Here is a 21,878-nt window from a genome sequence, read left to right on the forward strand (position 1 = left end):
AATTTGACTTTTTAGAACAGTTATATAAACTCCGCACCTTGATTTTACTATTGCCAGTAAACATATATAATTACTATATTATTATATTAATTTTTAAGGATATTCATGACAGCAAAACCAGAAGTAATGATTATAATGGGTAGCATCTCCGATTGGGAGACCATGCAACATTCAGCGCATATGCTTGGCGCGCTTGGCATAGCTCATGACTCAAAAATAATCTCCGCTCACCGCACACCAGACCGTCTATACGAATTCGCCAAGAACGCCAGAAAATCCGGTATAAAAGTTATTATCGCCGGAGCCGGTGGAGCCGCCCATCTTCCTGGTATGACCGCCGCTATGACCTCTCTTCCCGTGCTTGGAGTTCCCGTACAAAGCGCCGCTCTTAAAGGCATGGACAGCCTCCTTTCCATAGTGCAAATGCCCGCCGGTGTTCCGGTTGGCACACTTGCTATTGGCAAAGCGGGAGCTATAAACTCCGCGATACTCGCCGCCTCTATACTTGGAGTTACTGACGAGAGAATAGCTGGAAACCTTAGAAAATGGCGTGAGGAACAAGCTAACTCCGTGCCGCTCGCGCCAAATGATGTCTAATAACACGGAAAACTCCCCTCTTCCTCCATCTTCAGTCATCGGAATATTAGGAGGTGGTCAACTCGGTAGAATGCTCGCCATCGCCGCCGCCGAAATGGGCTACAAAACCCATATTTACTGCCCAGAAGAAAACTCTCCGGCAAGTGAAGTCGCGTCATTTACTACTATAGGCAGTTATGAAGATGCAGAGCTACTCTCTGAATTCGCCAGCAAAGTTGACGTGATAACCTACGAGTTTGAGAATATACCATTCGCGCCTATAGAAAAAATATCTCATGGGATAAATGTATTTCCATCACCACAAATACTAGCAATATCCCAGCATCGCTTATTGGAAAAACAAACCATCAATGAAATGGGTATAAAAACCGCACCATTTACCGCCGTTACCTCCGCTAATGAATTACAAAAATCCATAGACAAAATAGGTCTTCCCGCCGTGCTTAAAACCTGCCGCATGGGTTATGATGGCAAAGGTCAGATTATGCTTAAAAACTTTGACGATATTAAGAGCGGCATGGATTTTTGCGCCACGAATAGTAAGGATGGGGTATGCGACCTAATATTAGAAGGCTTTGTTAACTTCAAAATGGAAATATCAGTAATTGTAGCCAGCGATGGCAATGATGATATAAAATCATATTGCCCAGTACAAAATATCCATAAAAACCATATATTATCAGAGACAATCGCTCCTGCTCCAATCTCTCCAGAACTTATAGAAAAAGCTGAAAGCATAGCCCACAAAATAGCAAAAGAATTAAAACTTACCGGCTTGCTCGCCATAGAAATGTTCGTAAGTAAAAATGATGATATAATAATCAATGAGCTAGCGCCCCGCCCACACAATTCAGGTCATTGGACTATTGACGCTTGCGTTACTAGCCAGTTTGAGCAGACCATCCGCGCGATATGCGGTCTACCACTCAGCAACCCTTCCAGATTGTGCGACGCGACAATGTTAAATCTTATCGGTGATGATATAAATAACTGGCATGAATATACCAAACAGGTAAACGCAAAACTGCATCTATATGGCAAAAAAGATGTGAAATCAGGACGTAAAATGGGGCATGTGACTTTTCTTAAAATATAGTTGTCAATTCTAGGAAAATGAAATAAGTTAACTATATTTAATAAAACAACTTAATAAAAATCCAATAGTATGAATAATAAAAAAATACCAGTAAGAACTCTACTGTATGATTTGCGATTACGTGGCGGTGAAATTCCTGATCCAATTAGCCCTATGGTAAAGAATCTTCCTTTCTCAATCGCGACTATTGAAGATAACGCGATAAATATACAAAATACTAATATAACCCTACCAGATATAAAACCTAAGGATATAGTAAGACGATTTCTTGATTTTGAAAATTTGGCTATTAAAATCCCATCACGCTACAAAACAGAAAAAATAGAGGGAATATCTAACATAACATCCAGAGATGAATATTCTAAAATAATAACAAATGTATTACAGAAAACCGCTCTCCATAATCACTTAGATCTGGTTTTCAACAGCAAATTATTCAAACTGGCAAGCGAATACAACCCAAAAATAAAAGATGATTTATCATATTTTATACTAGCCGCTCATCTATTGAAAAATAAAAACACTAATGCAGCTATAAAAACATTAAAAAATCCGGCTTTCTCTAAAAATCTTAATGATCTGAAAAACAACAATATAGAAATGATGGCTGAATTTATTAATAATATCACTACTGAACCGGAAAGTTATGGAATAACAAAGGAAGAAGGTAAAAATCTGACGGAATCTATTTTAGCTAATAATAAATTCAGGAAAAACCTTTCCTCATGGGCAAGAGATACAAAAACAAATCCTGATAATACTCCTATTAACAGTATGGATGAAATATCCGAAATTGTAAAAGAAGTTCCCAGAATGGCTCTTAAAGTCTCAATCCAAGAAATAGTAGGAGATTACGAAAAATCATTCCAGACGGCAAAACCAGAAACAGCGGCTCTCTTACAGAAGAAAGTCACAGATGTCGGAAGAAATACATAACAACAAGTAACTACACAAATATCACAAGAACAGACTACTCTGTCTAATCCTCAAACCGCTCCTTAGCCGCCTTATACACGCCAAGCACAGTAACTTTTTTACAATAAAACCCCAACTCTTCCAAAGCACCCTGCACATGTTTTTCATGTGGATGTCCCTCAAAGGTAAGGAAGAACTGCGCCGCCTCTCTCTTCATTCCGCCAGGTATATAGCTTTCCAGCTTTATAATATTTACTCCTTGTGTGGCAAACCCACCAAGTGATTTGTATAAAGCAGCCGGCATATTACGCACGGTAAACAGCAACGTAGTAAGTATCTTTCCATCGCTAGGGCTTAAATCCATCGGTTCACGAGCAATCATAATAAATACGGTTACATTATCCTCACTATCCTGCAAATGCTCACGCAATTTCTCTAGCCCGTAAAGCTCAGCGGCAAGTGGTGAGGCAATGGCTGCTTTGCTTTTATCATTCCACTTAGCGACATCCTCCGCCGCCTGCGCCGTATTTGAATAGGTATGCGTACCCACCTTCATTTGTCGCAAATTTTCCCGACATTGCATAAGAGCCTGCGGATGCGAGTAAACATCTTTTATATCCTCTATCTTAGCTCCTTTAGGCGCAACCAACACATGCTCAATACGCTGAAAATACTCTCCTACTATGTGCATATTGGTCTTAGGAAGCAGGTTATGGATTTCCGCTACTCTTCCCGCCTGTGAGTTCTCTATAGGAATCATCCCCATAGTCGCTTTCCCAGCCGCTACCGCCTCAAACACATCCTCAAATGATGGACAAGGAAGAGTCTGCATATATGGGCACGCCTGACGACAAGCGAGGTCAGCGTTCGCCCCCTCCACTCCCATGAACGCTATAGTATTTTCTGGATCTAAGTTACTCACCATAGTTGTACTGGACATAAGCTTTATATTTCCTATCAATTATTGTAAGATAAATTTCAGGAATGACTTAGTACCTAACCGTAGATCCATATCCATCAAAAAGTAGCACAACAATCCTTGGGTAATCTCATATCTTACATTGTTTTTGTCAATTTATTCGATTCTGTGAATGTAAATTCGTTATTCAGCTGACCTTCATGATCCAAGGTCAGCTTATTTATTCCTTTTCTTCCAGTAGATTTCATTAATGATTCAAACTCTAAAATAAAACCATCCCACTTTATATTTGAGATAATAAATTCTTCTCCATCATAAAGATCTTTTGCTTTTACAACAGGGTCATCAAAAGAACCACTAATCTCATATTCAGACATAAAATCATCAGATCCATCCCATGGCGGACTATATTTCCAAGTTCCTATGAAATAAATAAAATTATCGTAATTCATATTTTTATAACCACAACACATCAAAATGGCTTGCTGCATACTACACACCCATAGACTAAGATAACACAAAAACATTACATTGCAATTATTTGATTAATAGCTTAATATAATTGGCATAAAGCATACATTGTACATAACAAAACATATGTCGGATAATTTCTATTTTGAATTCAACGCACAAAAAAACAACATGCTTAAACATAATAGGGGTATTAGTTTTGAGCATATAATCCTATTGATAGAATCTGGTAAAATTCTCTCTGTGAAATCGCACCATAACCAAAAACAATATCCAAATCAGCATATAATTGAAATTAATGCTGATGAATATATTTACATCGTTCCATGCGTTATAACTGGAAATAAAATTTTTCTAAAAACAATATATCCCAGCAGAAAAGCAAATAAGAGTTACAAAAAAGGAGAGAAAAATGCCTAAAAAGAACTTTATTGATGATGAAGAGGAAAAAATCGTGAAGTCGTATAATAACAATGATTTTGTATCCACGTCAAAATCGGCGAAACTAAAAAAAACTATGGAGAAAGCGGCAAGTAATTATCTAAAAAAAGACGCGCGTATCAACATACGCATCTCAGAGTCAGATTTAGAGGGAATAAAAATCAGAGCCGCAGAAGAAGGAATTCCCTATCAAACTTTAATTGCGAGCGTTTTGCATAAATTTGTAAGTGGACGCTTAATGTAGTAAAGTGTAAATTAAACATATATTGCGACAATGTGGTTGCATAACAATATTTCTAACATTAATCTAAAAAGTAAAACATGAATAATAGCAAATGGACACCGGATAGCTGGCGCAAACTACCAATAAAACAGCAACCTAAATACGGCAATTCACAACATTTATCTGACGTAGAGGAAGCTCTTGCTAGTTTTCCTCCCCTTACCTCACCTTCTGAAATCCGTGCCTTAAAGAAAGAACTATCACAGGTAGCTATAGGAAAAGCATTTCTTTTACAAGGCGGTGATTGCGCGGAAAGTTTCGCCGAATTCAATGAAAGAAACCTGCGGGATTATTTTCGGGTAATGCTCCAGATGACTATGGCTCTTATGTATGGCTCCGCGCATCCCGTAGTAAAAGTCGGTCGTATAGCCGGACAATTCTCCAAACCACGCTCCGCCAACATGGAAACCATAGATGGCAAAGAACTGCCAAGCTATCGGGGCGACATGGTAAACTCTATGGAGTTTGATGAAAAAGGACGAAGAGCCGACCCAGACCGCCTGATACGGGCTTACCATCAAGGAGCGGCGACTCTTAATTTCTTACGCAGTCTCGCGCGTGGTGGTTACGCCTCACTTAATCAGATAAACCGCTGGAATAATGAATTTATCAACTCATCAAATCAAGGTAGTCGCTTTGAGGAATTGGTGAGTCGTATCAATGAATGTGTAAATTTTATTCAGGCCTGTGGCTTGCCGCTTGATGAAGTTGAGGAATTTTCTGAAGCAAGTTTTTTCACCTCTCATGAAGGGCTGCTTCTTGGCTACGAGTCCGCCCTTACCCGCTTTGATAAGTCTGATGAGAAATGGTACGCTTGCTCCGCTCATATGCTGTGGATAGGCGATCGCACTCGTTCACCAGATGAAGCACATGTGGAATTCCTAAGAGGTATCGCTAACCCGATAGGTATGAAGGTAGGACCATCAATTACCGTAGATGATTTACTTAAGGTAATTGACATATTAAATCCCGATAATGAAGCTGGAAGACTTACTCTTATCAGCCGGATGGGAGCGGGTAAGATAAACGATTTTCTACCACCACTGGTGCGAGCGGTAAAAGAAGCAGGTAAAACCGTAATATGGTCGTGTGATCCTATGCATGGCAATACTATAAAATCACCAAATGGCTATAAAACCCGTAAATTCACTGACATACTTACCGAAGTCCGTCATTTCTTTAATATCCACAAAGCAGAGGGTACGATAGCTGGCGGTGTACATTTTGAGATGACCGGGCAAGACGTAACCGAATGTCTTGGCGGCGCGCAAGCTATTTCAGAACTAAATCTTTCTGACCGCTACCACACACATTGTGACCCACGCCTTAATGCCTCACAAGCGTTGGAGCTAGCGTTTTTAATCTCCGAGACTATTAAAAAGCAGAGTAGGTAATGAAAATACAGCTAAGCATTGAATATATCATCAAATGATGCTATTATTGGTGTTGTCTTTAGGGAGATGTAACTATGAGAACTACTATTAATTTTAATGACAAGCTTGTAGATAAGGCACAAAAACTTACTGGTATAAAAGAAAAATCCACATTAGTAAATGAAGCTATTTCAGCGCTTATCGCTCGTGAGTCAGCTCGCAGACTAGCCTTGCTCGGAGGAAGCGAGCATCAGGTAAAACCTGTAAAACGCCGCAAAAGCAAATAGAGATGGTTCTAGTTGACACCTCTGTCTGGATTGATCATTTCCGTTCTTCTAATAATGAGTTACAATCACTCTTAAATGAGTGTCAAGTCTTATCTCATAATTTTATTATAGGAGAACTTTCTTTAGGTAATTTCAAAAAGCGTAATGCTATTTTAGAGTATCTTAATGATTTTCCTAAAGCTATACACGCTGAAGACTCTGAAGTTGCGAACTTTATTAAGAAAAATAAACTATTTGGACGAGGCATTGGTTATATAGACGCTCACCTACTCGCATCAGCGATTATTACAGAAACTCATATCTGGACAAATGATAAAAAATTACGAAACATCACATCAGAATTTGACATAAGCTGGAAATAATTTATGAAAACAACTGTACAACATAAATTTTTGTAGCAAAATTATCTATGCAAACAACAAAAACATTTAAACCATATAGCTCTACAGTAAATTATTATTTCAGAGAACTTTCATCTGTAATTGCAACTGCTGTAGCTTTCCTTATAATTGAAAAATACAATTTAGATAAATACATAAGTAGCTCCAATGATATATCTTTATTCAAAATGGCTATTGTTATTGTTATGATAAAGCTATTGATTACTACGTACCTTAAAAATGTTAGCTTTTATAAAAACTACGAAATACAGCTAGATAATAAATCAATCACTGGTAAAAAAGTAGAAATCATAATACTATAAACGATAATACACCTAGAAAGATGTACAAAGGTCGTTCTACACTAAAGATTATGGATGATAAAAAACTTCCAAAACTATTAAAAATCTTCTTTAATAGGAAAAAATTTATCCATTTTATAAAAAGAACTCAACCAAGATGCACTATCCGCTTTAATGAAATAGACTGGGACAAAAGCTTTAAGGATAAAAAAGACAACTGGAAGGTTGTTTATTCTAAAAATGGCAATGCCATTTACGTGGGATCGCCATTCTCAAAAAACCAAAGAAAAGAAATAAAAGAAGCTTTACTAGAATATAATTATGACAAAAAGTTTATTTATCAATGATAGTGATTACATAAAGTTAGAAAATTTTTCTTTATCATACAGATTTACTGATAATAATTTTGACATCTTACCCAAAAATCACTTAAGCACTATAAAGCCTCTTCCAACAAGTAAAGCAGAAGAAATTCATGAATACAGTAAAAAATTTATTGATGGAAAAACACTATCTTCAAAAAACTTTTCTAAAACAAAACTTATAAAAACTGATGCAAGCGATCCATTAAAGATAGGCAGTATTTTGCATTCTCTTTTTGAAAATTCAGAAATCATATTATCATACGATAACAAAACTGCCCTTGTCACTACATACAATACATTTTATAAATACTGGGATAGTTTCTGCTACCCATCATCTGACGATATAGTAATTTTTCCGTTAGATGAAGAGTGGGTTATGGCTTATTTCCATTACGAAGAATTTGTAGTGAACTACAATTAGAAAACTACTATAATCTATAAAAACTTACCTTCCCCCAAACCTTCCCTCGGAATATTGATAAAATATTGATAGGAGCTATTATCATAAACCTTACCCTTACCACCATTTTGTTGATAAACGAGCTTAGACTCATCTCCATTACTATTTTTCCACAAATTAGACTCAGAAAATAAATCTTTACATCCACGCCAATTATCTACAAATTTTGCCGTCCTCTCTAAGGCTTCGTCTAATGGAAAATGCCTGCTTGTTTCAGCCTCACGTTTTTTAAGTCTTTGCGCAATATTATCAGCATCAGTAAAAACCCCATGAAAGGCTTTCATGTCATAGCCCTTCCCTTTCACTTTTTCCAAAAATTGCTTTGTCCTATCAAAGGAAAAACTCTGAATATAAATAATGTTAGCACGTCGCTTTACTCCATAATCAAGTAATGCTTCGGCAATTTCCAGAGCAGGTTTATCAAACTCCTTCTGCGCTGCTTCCGCCCCTTCATATTTTAGCATATTCTTATAATGAGTGTCAGGTCTTATCTCATAATTTTATTATTGGAGAGCTTTCATTAGGCAACTTCAAGAGACGCAATGTTATTTTAGAGCATCTTAATGATTTGCCTAAAGCTATACACGCCGAAGACTCCGAAGTCGCGAACTTTATTGAGAAAAACAAATTATTCGGACGAGGCATTGGTTATATAGATACTCACCTGCTCGCGTCAGCGATTATTACAGAAACTCATATCTGGACAAATGATAAAAAATTACGAAACATCGCATCAGAATTTGACATAAGCTGGAAATGATTTACAAAAATACAATACCAGTTGCCTCAATAATATTATATATTAAATATAGTAGCATGAATACGGTCAAATAAAGGAGAAATAATATGACAAAATCAACAAGAGTCGGTGGAGTAGCGGTTGATCAATTAAGAAGCGTTATCGCTCGTATTGAAAAACTGGAAGAGGAAAAAGCGGCAATAGCCGATGATATTAAAGATGTATTCGCTGAGGCCAAAGGTAATGGCTTTGACGTAAAAGCTATTCGTAAAATAATCAGAATCCGCAAAATGGACGCTCAAGAACGTGAGGAAGAAGAAACCGTACTTGACACCTATCTGCGCGCGCTTGGCATGTTACCGGAACTTGATGAGGCGGATAGCGAAGAGGAAATGGAAGCGGCGTAAGGTCACTTCAAATTCTTGGGAATATTATTTTTTCTGCTCGATTTTTTTAGGGGGGATCTGTCTGACCTCATCTCCCCATTCTTTAAGAATTCTCTCCTGATAATTCTCAAGATACGCGGTACGCAATTTATATTGTATTTCAAGAATAGAGCGTGCTATCTGCCCTCCAAAATGAATCATAAGCCAACCTATAGCTGAAGCCGCATAAATAAACAGCCAAACACCCGGACTAGCTATAACCGAGCTAACATCATAATTTTTGAGTTTCATTCCTTCTATAAACATCGGCGTTATTGTCGGGAGTGTCGCCGCCAAATTACAACCAAATATGGTACGAAAAGTTATACGATCTCTTTCGTTATCCATGAAATATGCCGCTATAGATGGCAACATAGCTATCAGAAAAAATATAAAACCAAGCTTAAGTATAAGGATAAGCAATATCGTAACTATTATCATCAAAGGCAAGATCAGTTTTTGTCCAATTTTTATTAAAAACATATTAGATTCCCCCTCTTATCGATATTATAAAACTTATGATAAGAGCCGCTATCGCCACGTAATGCGCCATTTTCGCGCCTAATTGTTTGCTATGTATACCGATCATTTCCTTTTTAGTGTAATACTCAATATCCGCCGCGTTTTTCTTAAAAGTCCTGACCGCCTGTTCAAAAGCTACAGACTCAGCATGCGCGTAACCAGAGCTAATAAGAACCTCTTCCATTTTTTGCAAACTGCCACTACGAGCGGCATTTGCCAACATCACCACTAATTTACGCTTTAGAGTACGACTACGTATCACATCAAGCAAAGGTAGTATCCTTATCGCGAACCAGTTAGTAAGACCCGGTAAATGATTAATCCTTGCTCTATGCTGAGCGAGTGCCATCATCTTAAGAGCTATCATAACATTACTTTTAGCAAGTGACGGTTGGTCATCAAGGGAAGTTATATGCAATTCATGTTGTATTGAAAGATGGCTAGCCACAAAAGCTGCTATATGCCTATCTATGGGATCACTATTGTTATACAATTGAGGAGCCATTCTATCCAAAGTTCTAAGCAAGATAGGAAGAGTTGATACATATTTTCCTTTAAGCAAAGGACTTATACATTTTGTTCTTGGGTTGAGATCATAAAAAATTCTCTCTACTCCAAATCCAAGACCATTATTTCTTATTATTCCACGCAATTTTTCCAAACGTGTTACAGCGGTATCTATTGAATATTTTTCATTCTCTTCATATTTGTCTATATATTTATTCTTCTGATCAACTATGAAATTAAACATGCTAAGTTCAATAAACTTCATAATCAAATTTTGGTCACTCTCCACTCCTTTGAGTACCGAGTTTGCCAATAACGAATTTATTCCATCCATATGAAATGAAAGATTCTTGAGTCTTACCGGACCAAACGGGTCAAAAACCGAGATAACCCTCATTATATGCTCATCTATATAAGAGTCCTTATTGCGATTATTACCTATTATTATCTTACTTACACTATTTAGGTACTCATTCAGTTCCTTATTGCGTAACGATATAACTACCCAACTAGAAAGGGTACCGTCTATAAAAACCTCCGGCACCGATTTCCAGTGCCTAAAAAACAAATGAGCTACCTCTTTACGGGTGTAAGCATGACCATCTTCAAAATCAAATGGTCTTATAGCCTCATGCGGAGGAGGAGTAGGCATTACATTATAACGTTTGCCATCAAGCCAAGCTTTAAGATAACGATAATTCCAACGATCATGGGTACTGTAACTAAGCATCCCTCGAAAAAAATCGTAGAATATCTCATTCATATCCTTATTTCTAGCAAGAGCGTCAAAAGCTCCAGCCTTCAGAATATTTCTTATTAATTGTTCTTTAGTAAGACCATCAAAATGATTCATCCCATAAATTATATGTAAAACGACAACCGCTAAAGCATAGTAATCTTGTGCTCCACTACCATTGCCCTTTCCTGCCGGAAGAGCTTGCATGCGTTCAATTGACTCATAATAAAATGGCTGTGACAAGCCACTACTTTCGGTTATGCAAGGACCAAGTACAGCCCCAACCGTATTCTCAGAAGTATCAAAATAAATATTATCACAATTTATCAAGCCATGAGTAACTCCTATATTACTATTTAGGTGCTCTATGGCTGCGGCCAACGGATAAATTATATAGCTACATATAAAGTCAACGCTCGGCGGAGATTTAGAAGCGGAAATAAGCTTTGATAATTTCGTTCCCTTTGGTTTTCTGTACAAAAAAACCATTCTCTCATCACCAGTTCTGGAAAGTTCTACTATACCATGAGAAACCAATACAGTTATATTGTTGTGTGGTGAATTGATAAGAGGAAAAGCTATATCAGTTCTTGGAATGGAATCTGGCTCACAGACTAAAGCGAAATAATCACTTTCATCTGTTTTTATGTTAGTGGCGCCATAAGCTTTTGCTGATTCAAAACTAAAATCAGCAAGAGGAAGGTTCAAGTCAATCTTGAAAGTATTTTCAAGTATGTCCACCCTTGAGGACTTATCATGATCATCACCTGTTCCATATCCTCGTAAGAACCCATTTATGGTTTTTTTTAGGTTTTCCTCTAATTCATTATCGTCAACATCATCTGACCTATTTTCACCTTGTGTCACCAAGTCTTGCGCCATAATTTTAACCTAACTGGCTTTTTACATATAATTAATTATGAATAAAAATATCAGTACAAAAATACAGTTAAATTTTTATTTATCACTTATTATATCACCTAATACACTATCAATAGTGACTTCCTTGTCTTCATCATTGTTCAACGAATCAGGAGTTATAACTTTAGCTTTACTCGTGGAATCTTTCATAACTCTATCATCTAATTTTTTCGTGGTACCACTAATTTTCTTTTCAACCTTATTTTCATTATCTTTTAGTTTTATTGTCTTTGATTTTCCGTCACTACTTTTATCATCTCTCTCATATTGCAAAGATTTTATAGTATCAAGATTCTCCCACGCTTTTGAGTAATAAACTTTGCTTTCAGTAAGCGCCATATTCAAGTATGACTTTGCTAACTCATCGTCCTTAGCCAAATGCGCGTAAAGACCTAAATTATTATTTAACAAAGGTCCGCTAAGATAACTCTCGGCTATCGCTTTTGCTTCCTCTAAATTACCCATACCAGCATATACAAGCGCCATATTAAGATCTATCCTTTTACGCTGCATACTACCTATTGAGCTTATAGAAGATGCTTTTGTTAAATAATCTAATGATTTTTTATAATTCTTATTCAGAGCGTAAGACAACCCAAGATTATTCATGATTGATATATTATTCGGACTCTGTTTAAGAGCACTCTCAAAATACTCAACTGACTCCGGATAAAGCTCCCTTGTCACAAAAAGAATACCCATAGCGTTCAGTGATTTCCATCTTGTTGGATCTTTTTTAATCACTTTATCAAGTATAGATGTCGGTGTCTCAAAATCACCTTTAGCGATTAAAGCAAGAGATTTCCCTTCCATAGCCTCAAGATTACCGGAATCTTTTGCTAAAATACTATCATATACCGATATAGAGTCATCATACTCACCGGCGCGACGCTTACTGTCAGCGAACAACTCTGTTATCTCCAAATTATTCGGTTCTTTCTCTAATATTTGCTGATAAAGCTGGTAAGCCATAACATAATCGCCTCTTTCTTTGGCTTGTTGTGCGCTATCCATCCTTACTTCTTTTATATTCTTTATTTTTGGACCCTCAAGATCTTCTAGTACTTTCTTACCATCAACAGGCAATGCCCCACCGTGATAATCACATGAGGAAACCAGAAAAATTAACGCCAAAAAACTCGCAATACGCACTTTACACCCCCTCTTTACACACCATTTCGCACATCATATTGATTAGCGGATAAGTTTTATCAGGTTACCCTTAAATCATATAATTACAAGTAATTTTACATTTGCTATAAGCTGAAATGATATTTATTATTATTTGTAATATTTATTAACTATGCTACAAATAAGTGACGTATGACAGACAACTCTGAAAAAAACTCTGACAAATTTCCTCATAAACATTTGCTTGGAATAGACGGTCTGTCCCGTAGTGATATTTACACGATAATGGAAATAGCAAAAAGCTATATAGAAAAAAATCGTAATCCTGATAAAAAACACGCCATCCTAAAAGGACGTACTCTTATAAACTTGTTCTTTGAGAATTCCACCCGCACCCGCACCTCGTTTGAGCTTGCCGGAAAAAGACTAGGAGCAGACGTAATAAATATGTCAGTCGCCACCTCCGCCACCAAGAAAGGTGAAACACTAATTGATACGGCGATGACTCTCAACGCTATGCACCCTGATTTTATCGCTGTACGCCATCCTGACAGCGGTGCGGTTCACCTTCTTGCCGAAAAGGTAAAATGCTCGGTTATAAACGCTGGCGATGGCTGCAATGAACATCCAACGCAAGCTCTGCTGGACGCTCTTACCATATATCGCCGTAAAGGAAAATTGGATGGGCTTAACGTCGCTATCTGTGGCGATATATTGCATAGTCGCGTTGCTCGTTCCAATATAAGACTACTTAATTTATTAGGCGCTAAAGTACGCATAATAGCCCCACCTACCCTAATGCCACCCTTTCCTGAATCAATGGGGGTAGAAGTATTTTATGATATGCGCGAAGGTCTTAAAGGTTGCGATATAATTATGATGTTACGCTTGCAGATGGAGAGGATGTCCGGCAACTTCATTCCCAGCATTCGTGAGTTTTTCCATCTTTATGGTCTGGATGAGAACAAACTCTCTTACGCTAAAGAAGACGCTCTTATCATGCACCCCGGACCAATAAATAGAGGTGTGGAAATAGACACAGGTCTTGCTGACGACATTAACCGCAGCGTAATATTAGAACAAGTGGAAACCGGAGTCGCCATCAGACAGGCTGTGCTGGAGGTATTAGCCAGCAACTAATTTTTACGTCAAATATGATTCTTCTCTATTGGATAATCGCTGCTCACTTACGGAGTGTTTTGCTCCTTCCATAGCATTACTTGGTTTCAAACTATTATTTTTTTCCTTCATAGTCTTAATCATTCCCTCAACATGGTTAGCATATTGCAGATTGTTATCATCACCATCTTCTCTAAGTCCACTTAGAGCTGCCTCTATTTTATCTAATTGTGTCTTACCCCCCTTTTCTCCACTAACTGCCTTTTTTACAATAGTTTTCAGCGCTTGCTCAACAGAGCTATCCATTCTAAAGGTTTTCTGACCAGCCACCCGACGAGCAGTATGGTTACTTGGATTTTCTATTTCATCTATTACATTTTTAGTTAACTGCTCAAGAGGAGTGAGTTCTTTTGCCATATGATTGACCTTTCAATTTTACTATTTACTTTTATTACTCTTATTATTAGATTATCTGACGGACATAATAATACATTAAAAATATTTAATCAATAATGTCTTATAAACAAAATTAATTATATTTAACATATGGATAGCAAAAAATTCACCTCGAAAGTAAGTAATGAAGATAAATATCTTTATCGTATTATGGGAGTTGATTCAGAAAGCAAACGTGACGCTTGGTGGCTGGTTAAAGTTTTTCCTGAAAAGGAAGTTATTTTTTCAAGAATAATTAAGAATGGTAATTTGTGCCTTACTGATTACGGAACAATCCTGAGCAGCGGCTTTGGCGATATAATACCACCAGAAACTCTAAAAGAACATGGCTTTCGGGTTGATGAATAGCGCGCTCTAATATAAATTCCATTAAGCGCTGGTATTATCCCAAGAGCAAGTGGATGTCTTAAACTCAAATATAGAGAACAATATATGGCCTTAAAACAAACCTTCACCATGCCAACTCATAAGAATGATGAGAACCAGAAAATCGTTTATATTAACGCCCGCCTATTTGACGCGGAATCAGGGCTTGATACCAAAGGCAATCTGCTTACCATTGGTGATAAGATTGCTGATTTTGGTGAGAGTTTATTTAATGATGGTGTACCAGAAGGGATTAAGGTAATAGACTGCGGTGGTCATCTGCTTTCACCGGGATTAGTTGACATTCATGTCCATTTCCGTGAACCGGGTCAGGAATATAAAGAAACTATTGAAACCGGAAGCAGATCAGCTGCCGCCGGAGGTGTCACCACAGTCGCCTGTATGCCTAACACCAAGCCAGTAATTGATGATATTTCCATAGTCGCCTTCATCCATAAACGAGCAAGAGAAACGGCTTATGTAAATGTCCGCACTTACGCTTCCATCAGCAAAGGTATGAAAGGCGATGAAATCACCGAGATGGGATTATTAAAAGAAGCCGGAGCCGTAGGTTTTACCGATGATGGGCTGCCGGTCATGAACGCCGGTGTTATGCGTAAAGCTCTAACCTACTCACGTGAGCTCGGTATGCCAATCTCTCAGCACGCTGAGGATTGCAACCTGTCGTGTGGCGGCTGCATGAATGAGGGGAAAATCTCAACAAAACTTGGTGTTGCCGGAATCCCTAACGCTTCTGAGGCGGTGATAGTAGAACGTGATATAATTCTCACCGAACTGACTGGCGGACAATATCATGTGATGCATATCTCTACCGCTGAGGCAATTGACGCGGTGCGCCGCGCCAAAGCCAAAGGACTTAAAGTTACCGCCGAAGCAGCTCCTCACCATTTTGTTCTAACCGATGAGGCAGTTCTTGAATATCGTACCTTCAGCAAAATGAACCCGCCGCTCAGAGCGGAAAAAGATCGTGCCGCCGTAATTGAAGGGCTGCGTGATGGCACTATTGATGCAATTGCCACCGACCACGCCCCACACGATCAAGAAAGCAAGCGTGTACCGCTATCAGCAGCAGCTTTCGGTATCGTAGGTCTTGAGACTTTTCTACCTCTTTCACTTGCTCTTTACCACAAAGGAATTATGCCGCTGCGTGATGTGCTGGCGGCAATGACCTATAAACCATCTAACATAGTAGGTATAGATGCCGGAAGAATACGTAAAGGCGGACGCGCTGATTTAACTTTGATTGATCTTGACATGGAGTGGCAAGTTGACCCAAAAAGCTTTGTAAGCAAATCACTCAACTCACCATTTGACGACTGGAAGGTAAAAGGACGTGCCATACGCACCATCATTGGTGGAGATACTGTTTTTAGCTTGGAGTAAATATTATTGACTAAATTAGCTAAATAGTCTAATATGTATATATTAAACAATTATATGAAAGACAGTCTATGCGTACAGAATCAGCAACCAACGCTAAGAACCATTTCGGTGAGATTATGGATGCCGCTCTGCGTGAACCGGTCATGATTCAGCGTTCTGGTCGTAACTCAGTTGTTATGCTTTCTGCCGAAGATTATAAAATGTTAGAAGCCCTTTCTGACAGGTTATGGGGTGAAAAGGCGAAAGAAGCGGAAAAGGAATCACCAATAGGAGTAGAGGAAACGACAAGATTCTTTGAAAGCATTATGAATGCTAAAGATTGATATATACCCTAAGGCTAAAAAATTTATAGCAAAAATTCCTAATAAGCACGCAAGGCAAATACTTACAAAAATATATCAATTACAAACCAATCCAAAACTACAGGATTCTAAGCAACTACAAGGCTATGATAATGTCTATTTACGCACGGATAGCGGCGAATATCGTATTATCTATAGATATACGGAAGACATTTTGTACATAATACTTATTGGAAAAAGAAACGATGATGAAGTCTATAAAAAACTCAAAAGATTATAACCCAATAATTTGTGCTGTTGATACTACTGATATTAATAAAGCGAAGCAGCTTGTGGAAAATATTTCTCCACATGTTGGGACAATTAAGCTGGGACTTGAGTTTTTCACCGCTAATGGCGCTACTGGTGTTCGGCAAATCATAGGTGACAAACCGTTATTTTTAGATCTTAAATTCCATGATATACCAAACACGGTAGCAGGAGCGATAAGAGCGACAAAAGATATAAATTGCTTTATGCTGACGGTACATACGCTCGGCGGTAAAGAAATGATGAAAGCGGCGTCACAAGCAGCAAAAGAACTTGAGCATAAGCCCATGACTATCGGCGTTACTATCCTGACCAGTATGGGAAACACTGATATAGAGGATATAGGAATTAGCCATAGCGTATCAGAACAAGTAAAAAAATTGGCGAGTCTAGCACAAGAAAGCGGACTAGACGGCGTTGTTTGCTCACCACATGAAATAGAAATACTCCGCAAACAGTGTGGTGATAGTTTCAAACTAATAGTACCAGCTATTCGCCCTGAAGGAAGCGAGAACGGAGACCAAAAAAGAGTCATGACACCAAAAGAAGCTATAGAAAAAGGCGCGGATTATTTAGTGATAGGAAGACCAATCACGCAAGCGGAAAACCCAGCGTCAATGGCGAGCGGGCTCTTTGATCTGATCAGGGAATTGTAGCACTTTCATTGGGACAGATGGTGTAGGCAGATTCATTAACTCTTCAACAGCTATATTGCCACTACTATACAGATCCATAATCTTATCCATAAAATCTATACGGTACAGTGTATTAGGATGACTGTGAGAATGTTCTTCCATATACTTATTTTTAATATTATTTAAAGTATTTGATAGACTAGGATCACCAGACACGGATTCCAGTATCACGGCATACATATCAGCTCTAAATTCTTTCTGATGATTAATCGCACCTTTTATTTTACTAATTTTTTCTTTAATTATAAAAAATTCCTCTCTAAAGTTTTTCTCATTACTTGAAAAAAGATAGGATATAATATTCTTACTAGGGTTCCATAAACCCATAATCTCTTTTTTTTCTTCCGCTGACAGTTCTAAATCATTAATAATATATAATATGGGGTGTTCTCTAGTTGCTGCTTCATTAAATTCATCATCACTAACATTATATTTTGCTAGAATATTATCTAGAGCATTATAGAGCTTTGGGTTTTTATCCTTCATATGCTGTCGAAAATTATAAACAACCTCTTTATTGCCATTATTTACATAATCATAGGAGTGACCTATTTCATGCTTTACAACACCTGCAAATTCTTGAGAATCTACGGAGTGTTGTTCTATAAATCCGGTAGTTACTCTTAAATATGTTCCAGCATTTGCATTGCTAAATGCTACCATATGCTGCATTTTTATCTCTAGAGTTTGATATTACTACATTATTTACAGGAGGAACCTCCTTGTCATCAGGAAGTAAATTATTAAAACCTGCAACTATTGAATTGACCTTATCCCAGATTTTCTTAATATCTTCCCACGACAAATACGGTTCTTTATTATTTACTGGATCAAGCTTATGAGCATTACTTTGCGCCTGCCACTCTCCCTCTGTTCTCGGCAGAATATAGGAATCTCCAAACAAATAAGTGTTATTCCTAAACTCTTCCTCAGAATACTCCAATTGAAGCGCATCAACAGTCTTTATAGAAATATATTTACCTAAGTCATTACCCATACCAGCATTATAGATTATCCACACAAAAAGTAAATGTTTATAAATAATTTGCCGTTTTTAGGTTATATTTTTGAATTATTTCCCTCTATAATCCTCTCCAAAGCCTTCTCTATCTGCTTACAAACCACTTTTTGAGAATATTTTATTCTGGTTTTGGCAAAAGCGTTCGCCGCTAGATCATTAGCTTTAGATACATCGTTTATTAATATCTCAACAGAGTCCGCGAGCTGCTCGGCGCTTCCCTTTTCTACAATAAGCGCGTCCGTTCCAGCGGTAATAATATCACGAGGTCCCTCCGAATCAGTCGCCACCACTGGTACTCCATAATTGAACGCTTCCAGAAGGACAATACCAAATGGCTCATGCAGCGACGGTAAACAAAAAATATCTATATTATTATAAAAATCTTTTTTATCTTTTACCCAACCGATAAATTCCAACTCATCATCAAGACCTGCCCTATCCGCCATACCCTTAAGTGACATTTCCTCCTCACCACTACCACCAAGCACAGCTTTGAATTCCACACTACGCTCCTTTAGTATTTTTAAGGACTCTATATATATATCAAAACCTTTTTTAGCGACAAACCGCCCCACAGTACCAATCACCGGTGGATTATTTCGCTCACTACGATGTGGTAGCTCAAGACATTTAATCATATTTGGAATATGGAATATTATATTCTCATCAATCCCTTGCGCGACCAAAGTATTAATTAAATCTCTAGTGGTGGTAAAAACTCCATCTGCCTCATTGTAGCGTCTTGTATTATAATTCTGTACTACACCAACTAGCGGAATCTTGCCTTTAATCGCCTTACGAGCAAGACCAAATGCCCTGTTAGCATGTGCTATAACAATATCAGCCTGCAAAGAAGTGATTAGTTTACGCAAACTACCAGCGGCGAAAATGTCCCATTCACCAAGATTATTTATAGAATGAGTCTCAATGCCAAGCTCCATCAACTCATCATTAACCATAGCCGATGGAACAGTAACCGCGAATACATCATTACCAAGCTCTTTAAGCCCTTCACAATAATCAACAAAAGCTTTTTCTATCCCGCCACCGCCTTTGCTAAACATTATATTAACTATCCGCATGTATAAATTCCTCTCATATTGTAAACATTACACGTTTATTATATAGTCCAATTGTATAATAATTTCGTTCACATAATACAACCACATAACACAACGGATTATATGACCCTACCAATATCTGTATTTATCATAACCAAAAATGAGTCAGACCGCATAGCAACAGCTATTAATAGTGTAATTGACTGGGCAAACGAAGTTGTGGTCATTGATAGCGGCAGCACTGATGACACCGTATCAGTAGCTTCTTTTATAGGAGCTAGAGTTCTCTATAATGAATGGGAGGGATACGGCAAACAAAAACGCTTCGCTGAAGAAGAATGCGAAAATAACTGGCTACTTAATATTGATGCGGACGAGGAAATAACACCAGAACTAGCGGAAGAAATAAAAAAAATATTCGCCAGTGGCGAACCCGATGCTGACGCTTTTATAATAGATGTTCGTGATTTACTACCTAACGAGATAAAACTAGCTCCCCTCGCTCATACTAACCGCTGCTTGCGTCTATACCGCTTTGATAAAGGACGTTTTTCTAAAAGCCCAGTACATGACTCTGTAATAATGAATAAAGGCTGTAAAATTAAAAATCTAAAAAATCCAATATTGCATCGCTCTTTCCGTAGCATATCCCATGCTATTGAAAAAATGAATAGCTATAGTGATATGCAAGCAAAAGAACTAGCCGCTGGCAAAGGTATGTCACTTCCTCGCCTCCGACTTGTGTTTGAGTTCTCAGCCGCCTTTGTTAAGTCATATTTTTTGAGATTATATATACTACGCGGTGTTAAGGGTATAATCCACGCCAATATCTACGCCTTTGGCAGGGTAATGCGAATAGCTAAATATATAGAGATAAAGGAAAGCAAGGGAAATAAGGAGACCAACAATAACTAATGTAGTTGCTCACCATGAGTTATTAAATCCATACCCTTATATTCTACGGTATCACTTACCCTAAGACCCATAGTTTTATCTATAGCTTTGAGAATCACAAAACTCATCACCGCGCAATAAACTACCGTCACAGCTACTCCCTCAATTTGCGCGACAAACTGAGTAAAGCTTCCAGAAACACCACCAACATCCTCGACAGCGAATATACCAACAAGTAACGCTCCAACTATTCCGCCCATACAATGTACTCCAAACACATCGAGCGTATCGTCAAAATTAAATCTGAACTTAATCCGGCATGAATAAAAACACACAACACCAGCAATGGCGCCAATTATAAGCGCGCCACCAATACCAACGAATCCACAAGCGGGGGTTATCGCTATAAGTCCAGATATAGCGCCAGAAATAATGCCTATCACGCTTGGCTTTTTATTACGCATCCATTCTATACTCATCCAAGAAAGTGAGCCCATAGCCGCCGCCACTTGCGTAACTAGCATCGCCATACCAGCGCCACCATCAGCGGCAACCGCCGAGCCAGCGTTAAACCCAAACCAACCAACCCAAAGTAAAGAAGCGCCTATCACGCTAAAAACTATATTATAAGGTTGTGGCATTCTTCTCGGTTTCGCGTCAAAGCTTTTTTGGTTACGTATCATTATAGCGGCAACCAAACCAGCTATACCGGCATTAATATGCACCACCGTACCACCAGCGAAATCAAGTGTAGCCCCATAACCGAACAAACCATTATAACCATCTACTCCAACACCACCAAGCATTCCGGCAGGTCCCCAAACCCAGTGCGCGACCGGTACATATACAAGAGTAAACCATATACCAATAAAAACTAGCGCTGAGGAAAGCTTAATTCTTGTGGCCACCGCTCCCAAAATTAGAGCGCAGGTAATAGCGGCAAACGTCATTTGAAACATAACAAATACTGACTCCGGTATTGATCCGTTTACACTATCCTTGCCAACAGAAGACAATAGCAAATTGCTAAAATCCCCAATAAATCCATTATTTTCAGTAAAAACCAGTGAGTATCCATAAACCACCCACAACACTGATACCAAAGTTACGGAGACAAAACTCTGCATCATCGCTGAAAGCACAGACTCCTTATGCACCATTCCACTATAGAATAAGGCAAGACCAGGAATCGTCATCATAAGCACAAGAAGAGTGGAAGTAATCATCCATGCCGTATCACCAGAGTCAACAACAGCCACCGCATCCTGCGCGAGTACGGAACCAGACACAAAAATCAAAGATGATAAAATAAAAAATATGGAGCCACGAATAAAATTCTTCATGGGCGCTACTTCTTACATAATTATTTTATTTACGCAAT

30 protein-coding genes are annotated in these 21,878 nt (G+C 38.2%); 19 read left to right on the forward strand and 11 right to left on the reverse strand.

Going from position 1 to position 21,878, the window contains the following annotated elements:
* Positions 1 to 105: 105 nt before the first annotated feature.
* From purE to R3D71_07945, 3 genes are all read left to right on the forward strand, one after another.
* Entirely contained in the window at positions 106 to 597 is a 492-nt protein-coding gene (gene purE, locus R3D71_07935) for a 5-(carboxyamino)imidazole ribonucleotide mutase (GenBank protein ID MEZ5691578.1), read from the forward strand.
* On the forward strand, positions 587 to 1,693 hold the full coding sequence (locus R3D71_07940; protein MEZ5691579.1) for a 5-(carboxyamino)imidazole ribonucleotide synthase: 1,107 nt from the start codon (positions 587 to 589) through the stop codon (positions 1,691 to 1,693). Before purE ends, R3D71_07940 begins: the two co-directional genes overlap by 11 nt.
* Before the next feature lie 69 nt (positions 1,694 to 1,762).
* The gene (locus R3D71_07945) at positions 1,763 to 2,629 is read left to right on the forward strand and encodes a hypothetical protein (protein MEZ5691580.1); all 867 of its coding nucleotides are present in this window, start codon (positions 1,763 to 1,765) and stop codon (positions 2,627 to 2,629) included.
* 43 nt (positions 2,630 to 2,672) lie between these two features.
* On the opposite strand, the gene R3D71_07950 is transcribed toward R3D71_07945, so the two are convergent.
* Positions 2,673 to 3,548 carry a prephenate dehydratase gene (locus R3D71_07950; protein MEZ5691581.1) on the reverse strand — a complete coding sequence of 292 codons (876 nt, stop codon included), beginning with the start codon at positions 3,546 to 3,548 and terminating at the stop codon, positions 2,673 to 2,675.
* A gap of 116 nt (positions 3,549 to 3,664) precedes the next feature.
* Positions 3,665 to 4,018 carry a hypothetical protein gene (locus R3D71_07955; GenBank protein MEZ5691582.1) on the reverse strand — a complete coding sequence of 118 codons (354 nt, stop codon included), beginning with the start codon at positions 4,016 to 4,018 and terminating at the stop codon, positions 3,665 to 3,667.
* Positions 4,019 to 4,410: 392 nt separating this feature from the next.
* On the opposite strand from R3D71_07955, the gene R3D71_07960 reads away from it, so the two are divergent.
* The 7 genes from R3D71_07960 to R3D71_07990 all read left to right on the forward strand — a co-directional run bounded on the left by R3D71_07960 (position 4,411) and on the right by R3D71_07990 (position 7,850).
* The gene (locus tag R3D71_07960) at positions 4,411 to 4,683 is read left to right on the forward strand and encodes a CopG family antitoxin (GenBank protein ID MEZ5691583.1); all 273 of its coding nucleotides are present in this window, start codon (positions 4,411 to 4,413) and stop codon (positions 4,681 to 4,683) included.
* Positions 4,684 to 4,760: 77 nt separating this feature from the next.
* Positions 4,761 to 6,116, forward strand: a complete 1,356-nt coding sequence (locus R3D71_07965) for a 3-deoxy-7-phosphoheptulonate synthase class II (GenBank protein MEZ5691584.1) — start codon at positions 4,761 to 4,763, stop codon at positions 6,114 to 6,116.
* Positions 6,117 to 6,190: 74 nt separating this feature from the next.
* On the forward strand, positions 6,191 to 6,382 hold the full coding sequence (locus tag R3D71_07970) for a type II toxin-antitoxin system VapB family antitoxin (GenBank protein ID MEZ5691585.1): 192 nt from the start codon (positions 6,191 to 6,193) through the stop codon (positions 6,380 to 6,382).
* Positions 6,383 to 6,384: 2 nt separating this feature from the next.
* Positions 6,385 to 6,744, forward strand: coding sequence for a hypothetical protein (locus R3D71_07975; protein ID MEZ5691586.1), 360 nt, complete (start codon positions 6,385 to 6,387; stop codon positions 6,742 to 6,744).
* Between the two features lie 47 nt (positions 6,745 to 6,791).
* Positions 6,792 to 7,085 carry a hypothetical protein gene (locus R3D71_07980; GenBank protein MEZ5691587.1) on the forward strand — a complete coding sequence of 98 codons (294 nt, stop codon included), beginning with the start codon at positions 6,792 to 6,794 and terminating at the stop codon, positions 7,083 to 7,085.
* 50 nt (positions 7,086 to 7,135) lie between these two features.
* Positions 7,136 to 7,411, forward strand: coding sequence for a hypothetical protein (locus tag R3D71_07985; protein MEZ5691588.1), 276 nt, complete (start codon positions 7,136 to 7,138; stop codon positions 7,409 to 7,411).
* Complete coding sequence (locus R3D71_07990; GenBank protein MEZ5691589.1) at positions 7,386 to 7,850, forward strand: hypothetical protein; 465 nt, start codon at positions 7,386 to 7,388, stop codon at positions 7,848 to 7,850. The genes R3D71_07985 and R3D71_07990 overlap by 26 nt, the downstream gene beginning before the upstream one ends.
* Before the next feature lie 14 nt (positions 7,851 to 7,864).
* Here the strand turns inward: R3D71_07990 and R3D71_07995 are convergent, their stop codons facing one another.
* The gene (locus tag R3D71_07995) at positions 7,865 to 8,353 is read right to left on the reverse strand and encodes a hypothetical protein (GenBank protein MEZ5691590.1); all 489 of its coding nucleotides are present in this window, start codon (positions 8,351 to 8,353) and stop codon (positions 7,865 to 7,867) included.
* A gap of 104 nt (positions 8,354 to 8,457) precedes the next feature.
* On the opposite strand from R3D71_07995, the gene R3D71_08000 reads away from it, so the two are divergent.
* Positions 8,458 to 8,649, forward strand: coding sequence for a hypothetical protein (locus R3D71_08000; protein MEZ5691591.1), 192 nt, complete (start codon positions 8,458 to 8,460; stop codon positions 8,647 to 8,649).
* Between the two features lie 86 nt (positions 8,650 to 8,735).
* Positions 8,736 to 9,035: a DUF2312 domain-containing protein gene (locus R3D71_08005; protein ID MEZ5691592.1), complete on the forward strand. Its 300-nt coding sequence runs from the start codon at positions 8,736 to 8,738 to the stop codon at positions 9,033 to 9,035.
* A 24-nt stretch (positions 9,036 to 9,059) separates the two neighbouring features.
* On the opposite strand, the gene R3D71_08010 is transcribed toward R3D71_08005, so the two are convergent.
* The 3 genes from R3D71_08010 to R3D71_08020 form a co-directional block, all read right to left on the reverse strand.
* Positions 9,060 to 9,536: a hypothetical protein gene (locus R3D71_08010; GenBank protein ID MEZ5691593.1), complete on the reverse strand. Its 477-nt coding sequence runs from the start codon at positions 9,534 to 9,536 to the stop codon at positions 9,060 to 9,062.
* A 1-nt stretch (position 9,537) separates the two neighbouring features.
* Positions 9,538 to 11,700 carry a hypothetical protein gene (locus R3D71_08015; GenBank protein MEZ5691594.1) on the reverse strand — a complete coding sequence of 721 codons (2,163 nt, stop codon included), beginning with the start codon at positions 11,698 to 11,700 and terminating at the stop codon, positions 9,538 to 9,540.
* Between the two features lie 75 nt (positions 11,701 to 11,775).
* The gene (locus R3D71_08020; GenBank protein MEZ5691595.1) at positions 11,776 to 12,891 is read right to left on the reverse strand and encodes a tetratricopeptide repeat protein; all 1,116 of its coding nucleotides are present in this window, start codon (positions 12,889 to 12,891) and stop codon (positions 11,776 to 11,778) included.
* 171 nt (positions 12,892 to 13,062) lie between these two features.
* Here R3D71_08020 and R3D71_08025 point away from each other — a divergent pair, with 171 nt between their 5' ends.
* Positions 13,063 to 14,010 (forward strand): aspartate carbamoyltransferase catalytic subunit, encoded by a 948-nt coding sequence (locus tag R3D71_08025; GenBank protein MEZ5691596.1) that lies wholly within the window; start codon positions 13,063 to 13,065, stop codon positions 14,008 to 14,010.
* Between the two features lie 3 nt (positions 14,011 to 14,013).
* Here R3D71_08025 and R3D71_08030 read toward each other — a convergent pair whose 3' ends face one another.
* Complete coding sequence (locus R3D71_08030; protein ID MEZ5691597.1) at positions 14,014 to 14,406, reverse strand: hypothetical protein; 393 nt, start codon at positions 14,404 to 14,406, stop codon at positions 14,014 to 14,016.
* 129 nt (positions 14,407 to 14,535) lie between these two features.
* Here R3D71_08030 and R3D71_08035 point away from each other — a divergent pair, with 129 nt between their 5' ends.
* The 5 genes from R3D71_08035 (at position 14,536) to pyrF (ending at position 17,482) form a co-directional block, all read left to right on the forward strand.
* A complete protein-coding gene (locus R3D71_08035) occupies positions 14,536 to 14,793 on the forward strand; it encodes a hypothetical protein (protein ID MEZ5691598.1) in 258 nt (85 codons plus the stop codon).
* Between the two features lie 84 nt (positions 14,794 to 14,877).
* Positions 14,878 to 16,215: a dihydroorotase gene (locus R3D71_08040; GenBank protein ID MEZ5691599.1), complete on the forward strand. Its 1,338-nt coding sequence runs from the start codon at positions 14,878 to 14,880 to the stop codon at positions 16,213 to 16,215.
* Positions 16,216 to 16,283: 68 nt separating this feature from the next.
* Entirely contained in the window at positions 16,284 to 16,538 is a 255-nt protein-coding gene (locus tag R3D71_08045; GenBank protein ID MEZ5691600.1) for a type II toxin-antitoxin system Phd/YefM family antitoxin, read from the forward strand.
* Positions 16,525 to 16,797: a type II toxin-antitoxin system RelE/ParE family toxin gene (locus R3D71_08050; GenBank protein ID MEZ5691601.1), complete on the forward strand. Its 273-nt coding sequence runs from the start codon at positions 16,525 to 16,527 to the stop codon at positions 16,795 to 16,797. The genes R3D71_08045 and R3D71_08050 overlap by 14 nt, the downstream gene beginning before the upstream one ends.
* Positions 16,766 to 17,482, forward strand: coding sequence for an orotidine-5'-phosphate decarboxylase (gene pyrF / locus R3D71_08055; protein ID MEZ5691602.1), 717 nt, complete (start codon positions 16,766 to 16,768; stop codon positions 17,480 to 17,482). Before R3D71_08050 ends, pyrF begins: the two co-directional genes overlap by 32 nt.
* Here the strand turns inward: pyrF and R3D71_08060 are convergent.
* From R3D71_08060 to R3D71_08070, 3 genes are all read right to left on the reverse strand, one after another.
* Positions 17,441 to 18,193 carry a hypothetical protein gene (locus R3D71_08060; protein MEZ5691603.1) on the reverse strand — a complete coding sequence of 251 codons (753 nt, stop codon included), beginning with the start codon at positions 18,191 to 18,193 and terminating at the stop codon, positions 17,441 to 17,443. The genes pyrF and R3D71_08060 overlap by 42 nt on opposite strands.
* Positions 18,171 to 18,518, reverse strand: coding sequence for a hypothetical protein (locus tag R3D71_08065; GenBank protein MEZ5691604.1), 348 nt, complete (start codon positions 18,516 to 18,518; stop codon positions 18,171 to 18,173). The genes R3D71_08060 and R3D71_08065 overlap by 23 nt, the downstream gene beginning before the upstream one ends.
* A gap of 62 nt (positions 18,519 to 18,580) precedes the next feature.
* Positions 18,581 to 19,624, reverse strand: a complete 1,044-nt coding sequence (locus tag R3D71_08070; GenBank protein MEZ5691605.1) for a glycosyltransferase family 4 protein — start codon at positions 19,622 to 19,624, stop codon at positions 18,581 to 18,583.
* Between the two features lie 102 nt (positions 19,625 to 19,726).
* Here R3D71_08070 and R3D71_08075 point away from each other — a divergent pair, with 102 nt between their 5' ends.
* Positions 19,727 to 20,518, forward strand: coding sequence for a glycosyltransferase family 2 protein (locus R3D71_08075; GenBank protein MEZ5691606.1), 792 nt, complete (start codon positions 19,727 to 19,729; stop codon positions 20,516 to 20,518).
* Here R3D71_08075 and R3D71_08080 read toward each other — a convergent pair.
* Positions 20,515 to 21,840 (reverse strand): ammonium transporter, encoded by a 1,326-nt coding sequence (locus R3D71_08080; protein ID MEZ5691607.1) that lies wholly within the window; start codon positions 21,838 to 21,840, stop codon positions 20,515 to 20,517. The two genes, R3D71_08075 and R3D71_08080, sit on opposite strands and share 4 nt — an antisense overlap.
* Positions 21,841 to 21,878: the final 38 nt, after the last annotated feature.

The organism is Rickettsiales bacterium (assembly GCA_041396965.1).
In the GTDB taxonomy this organism is placed as follows: Bacteria; Pseudomonadota; Alphaproteobacteria; order Rickettsiales; family SXRF01; genus SXRF01.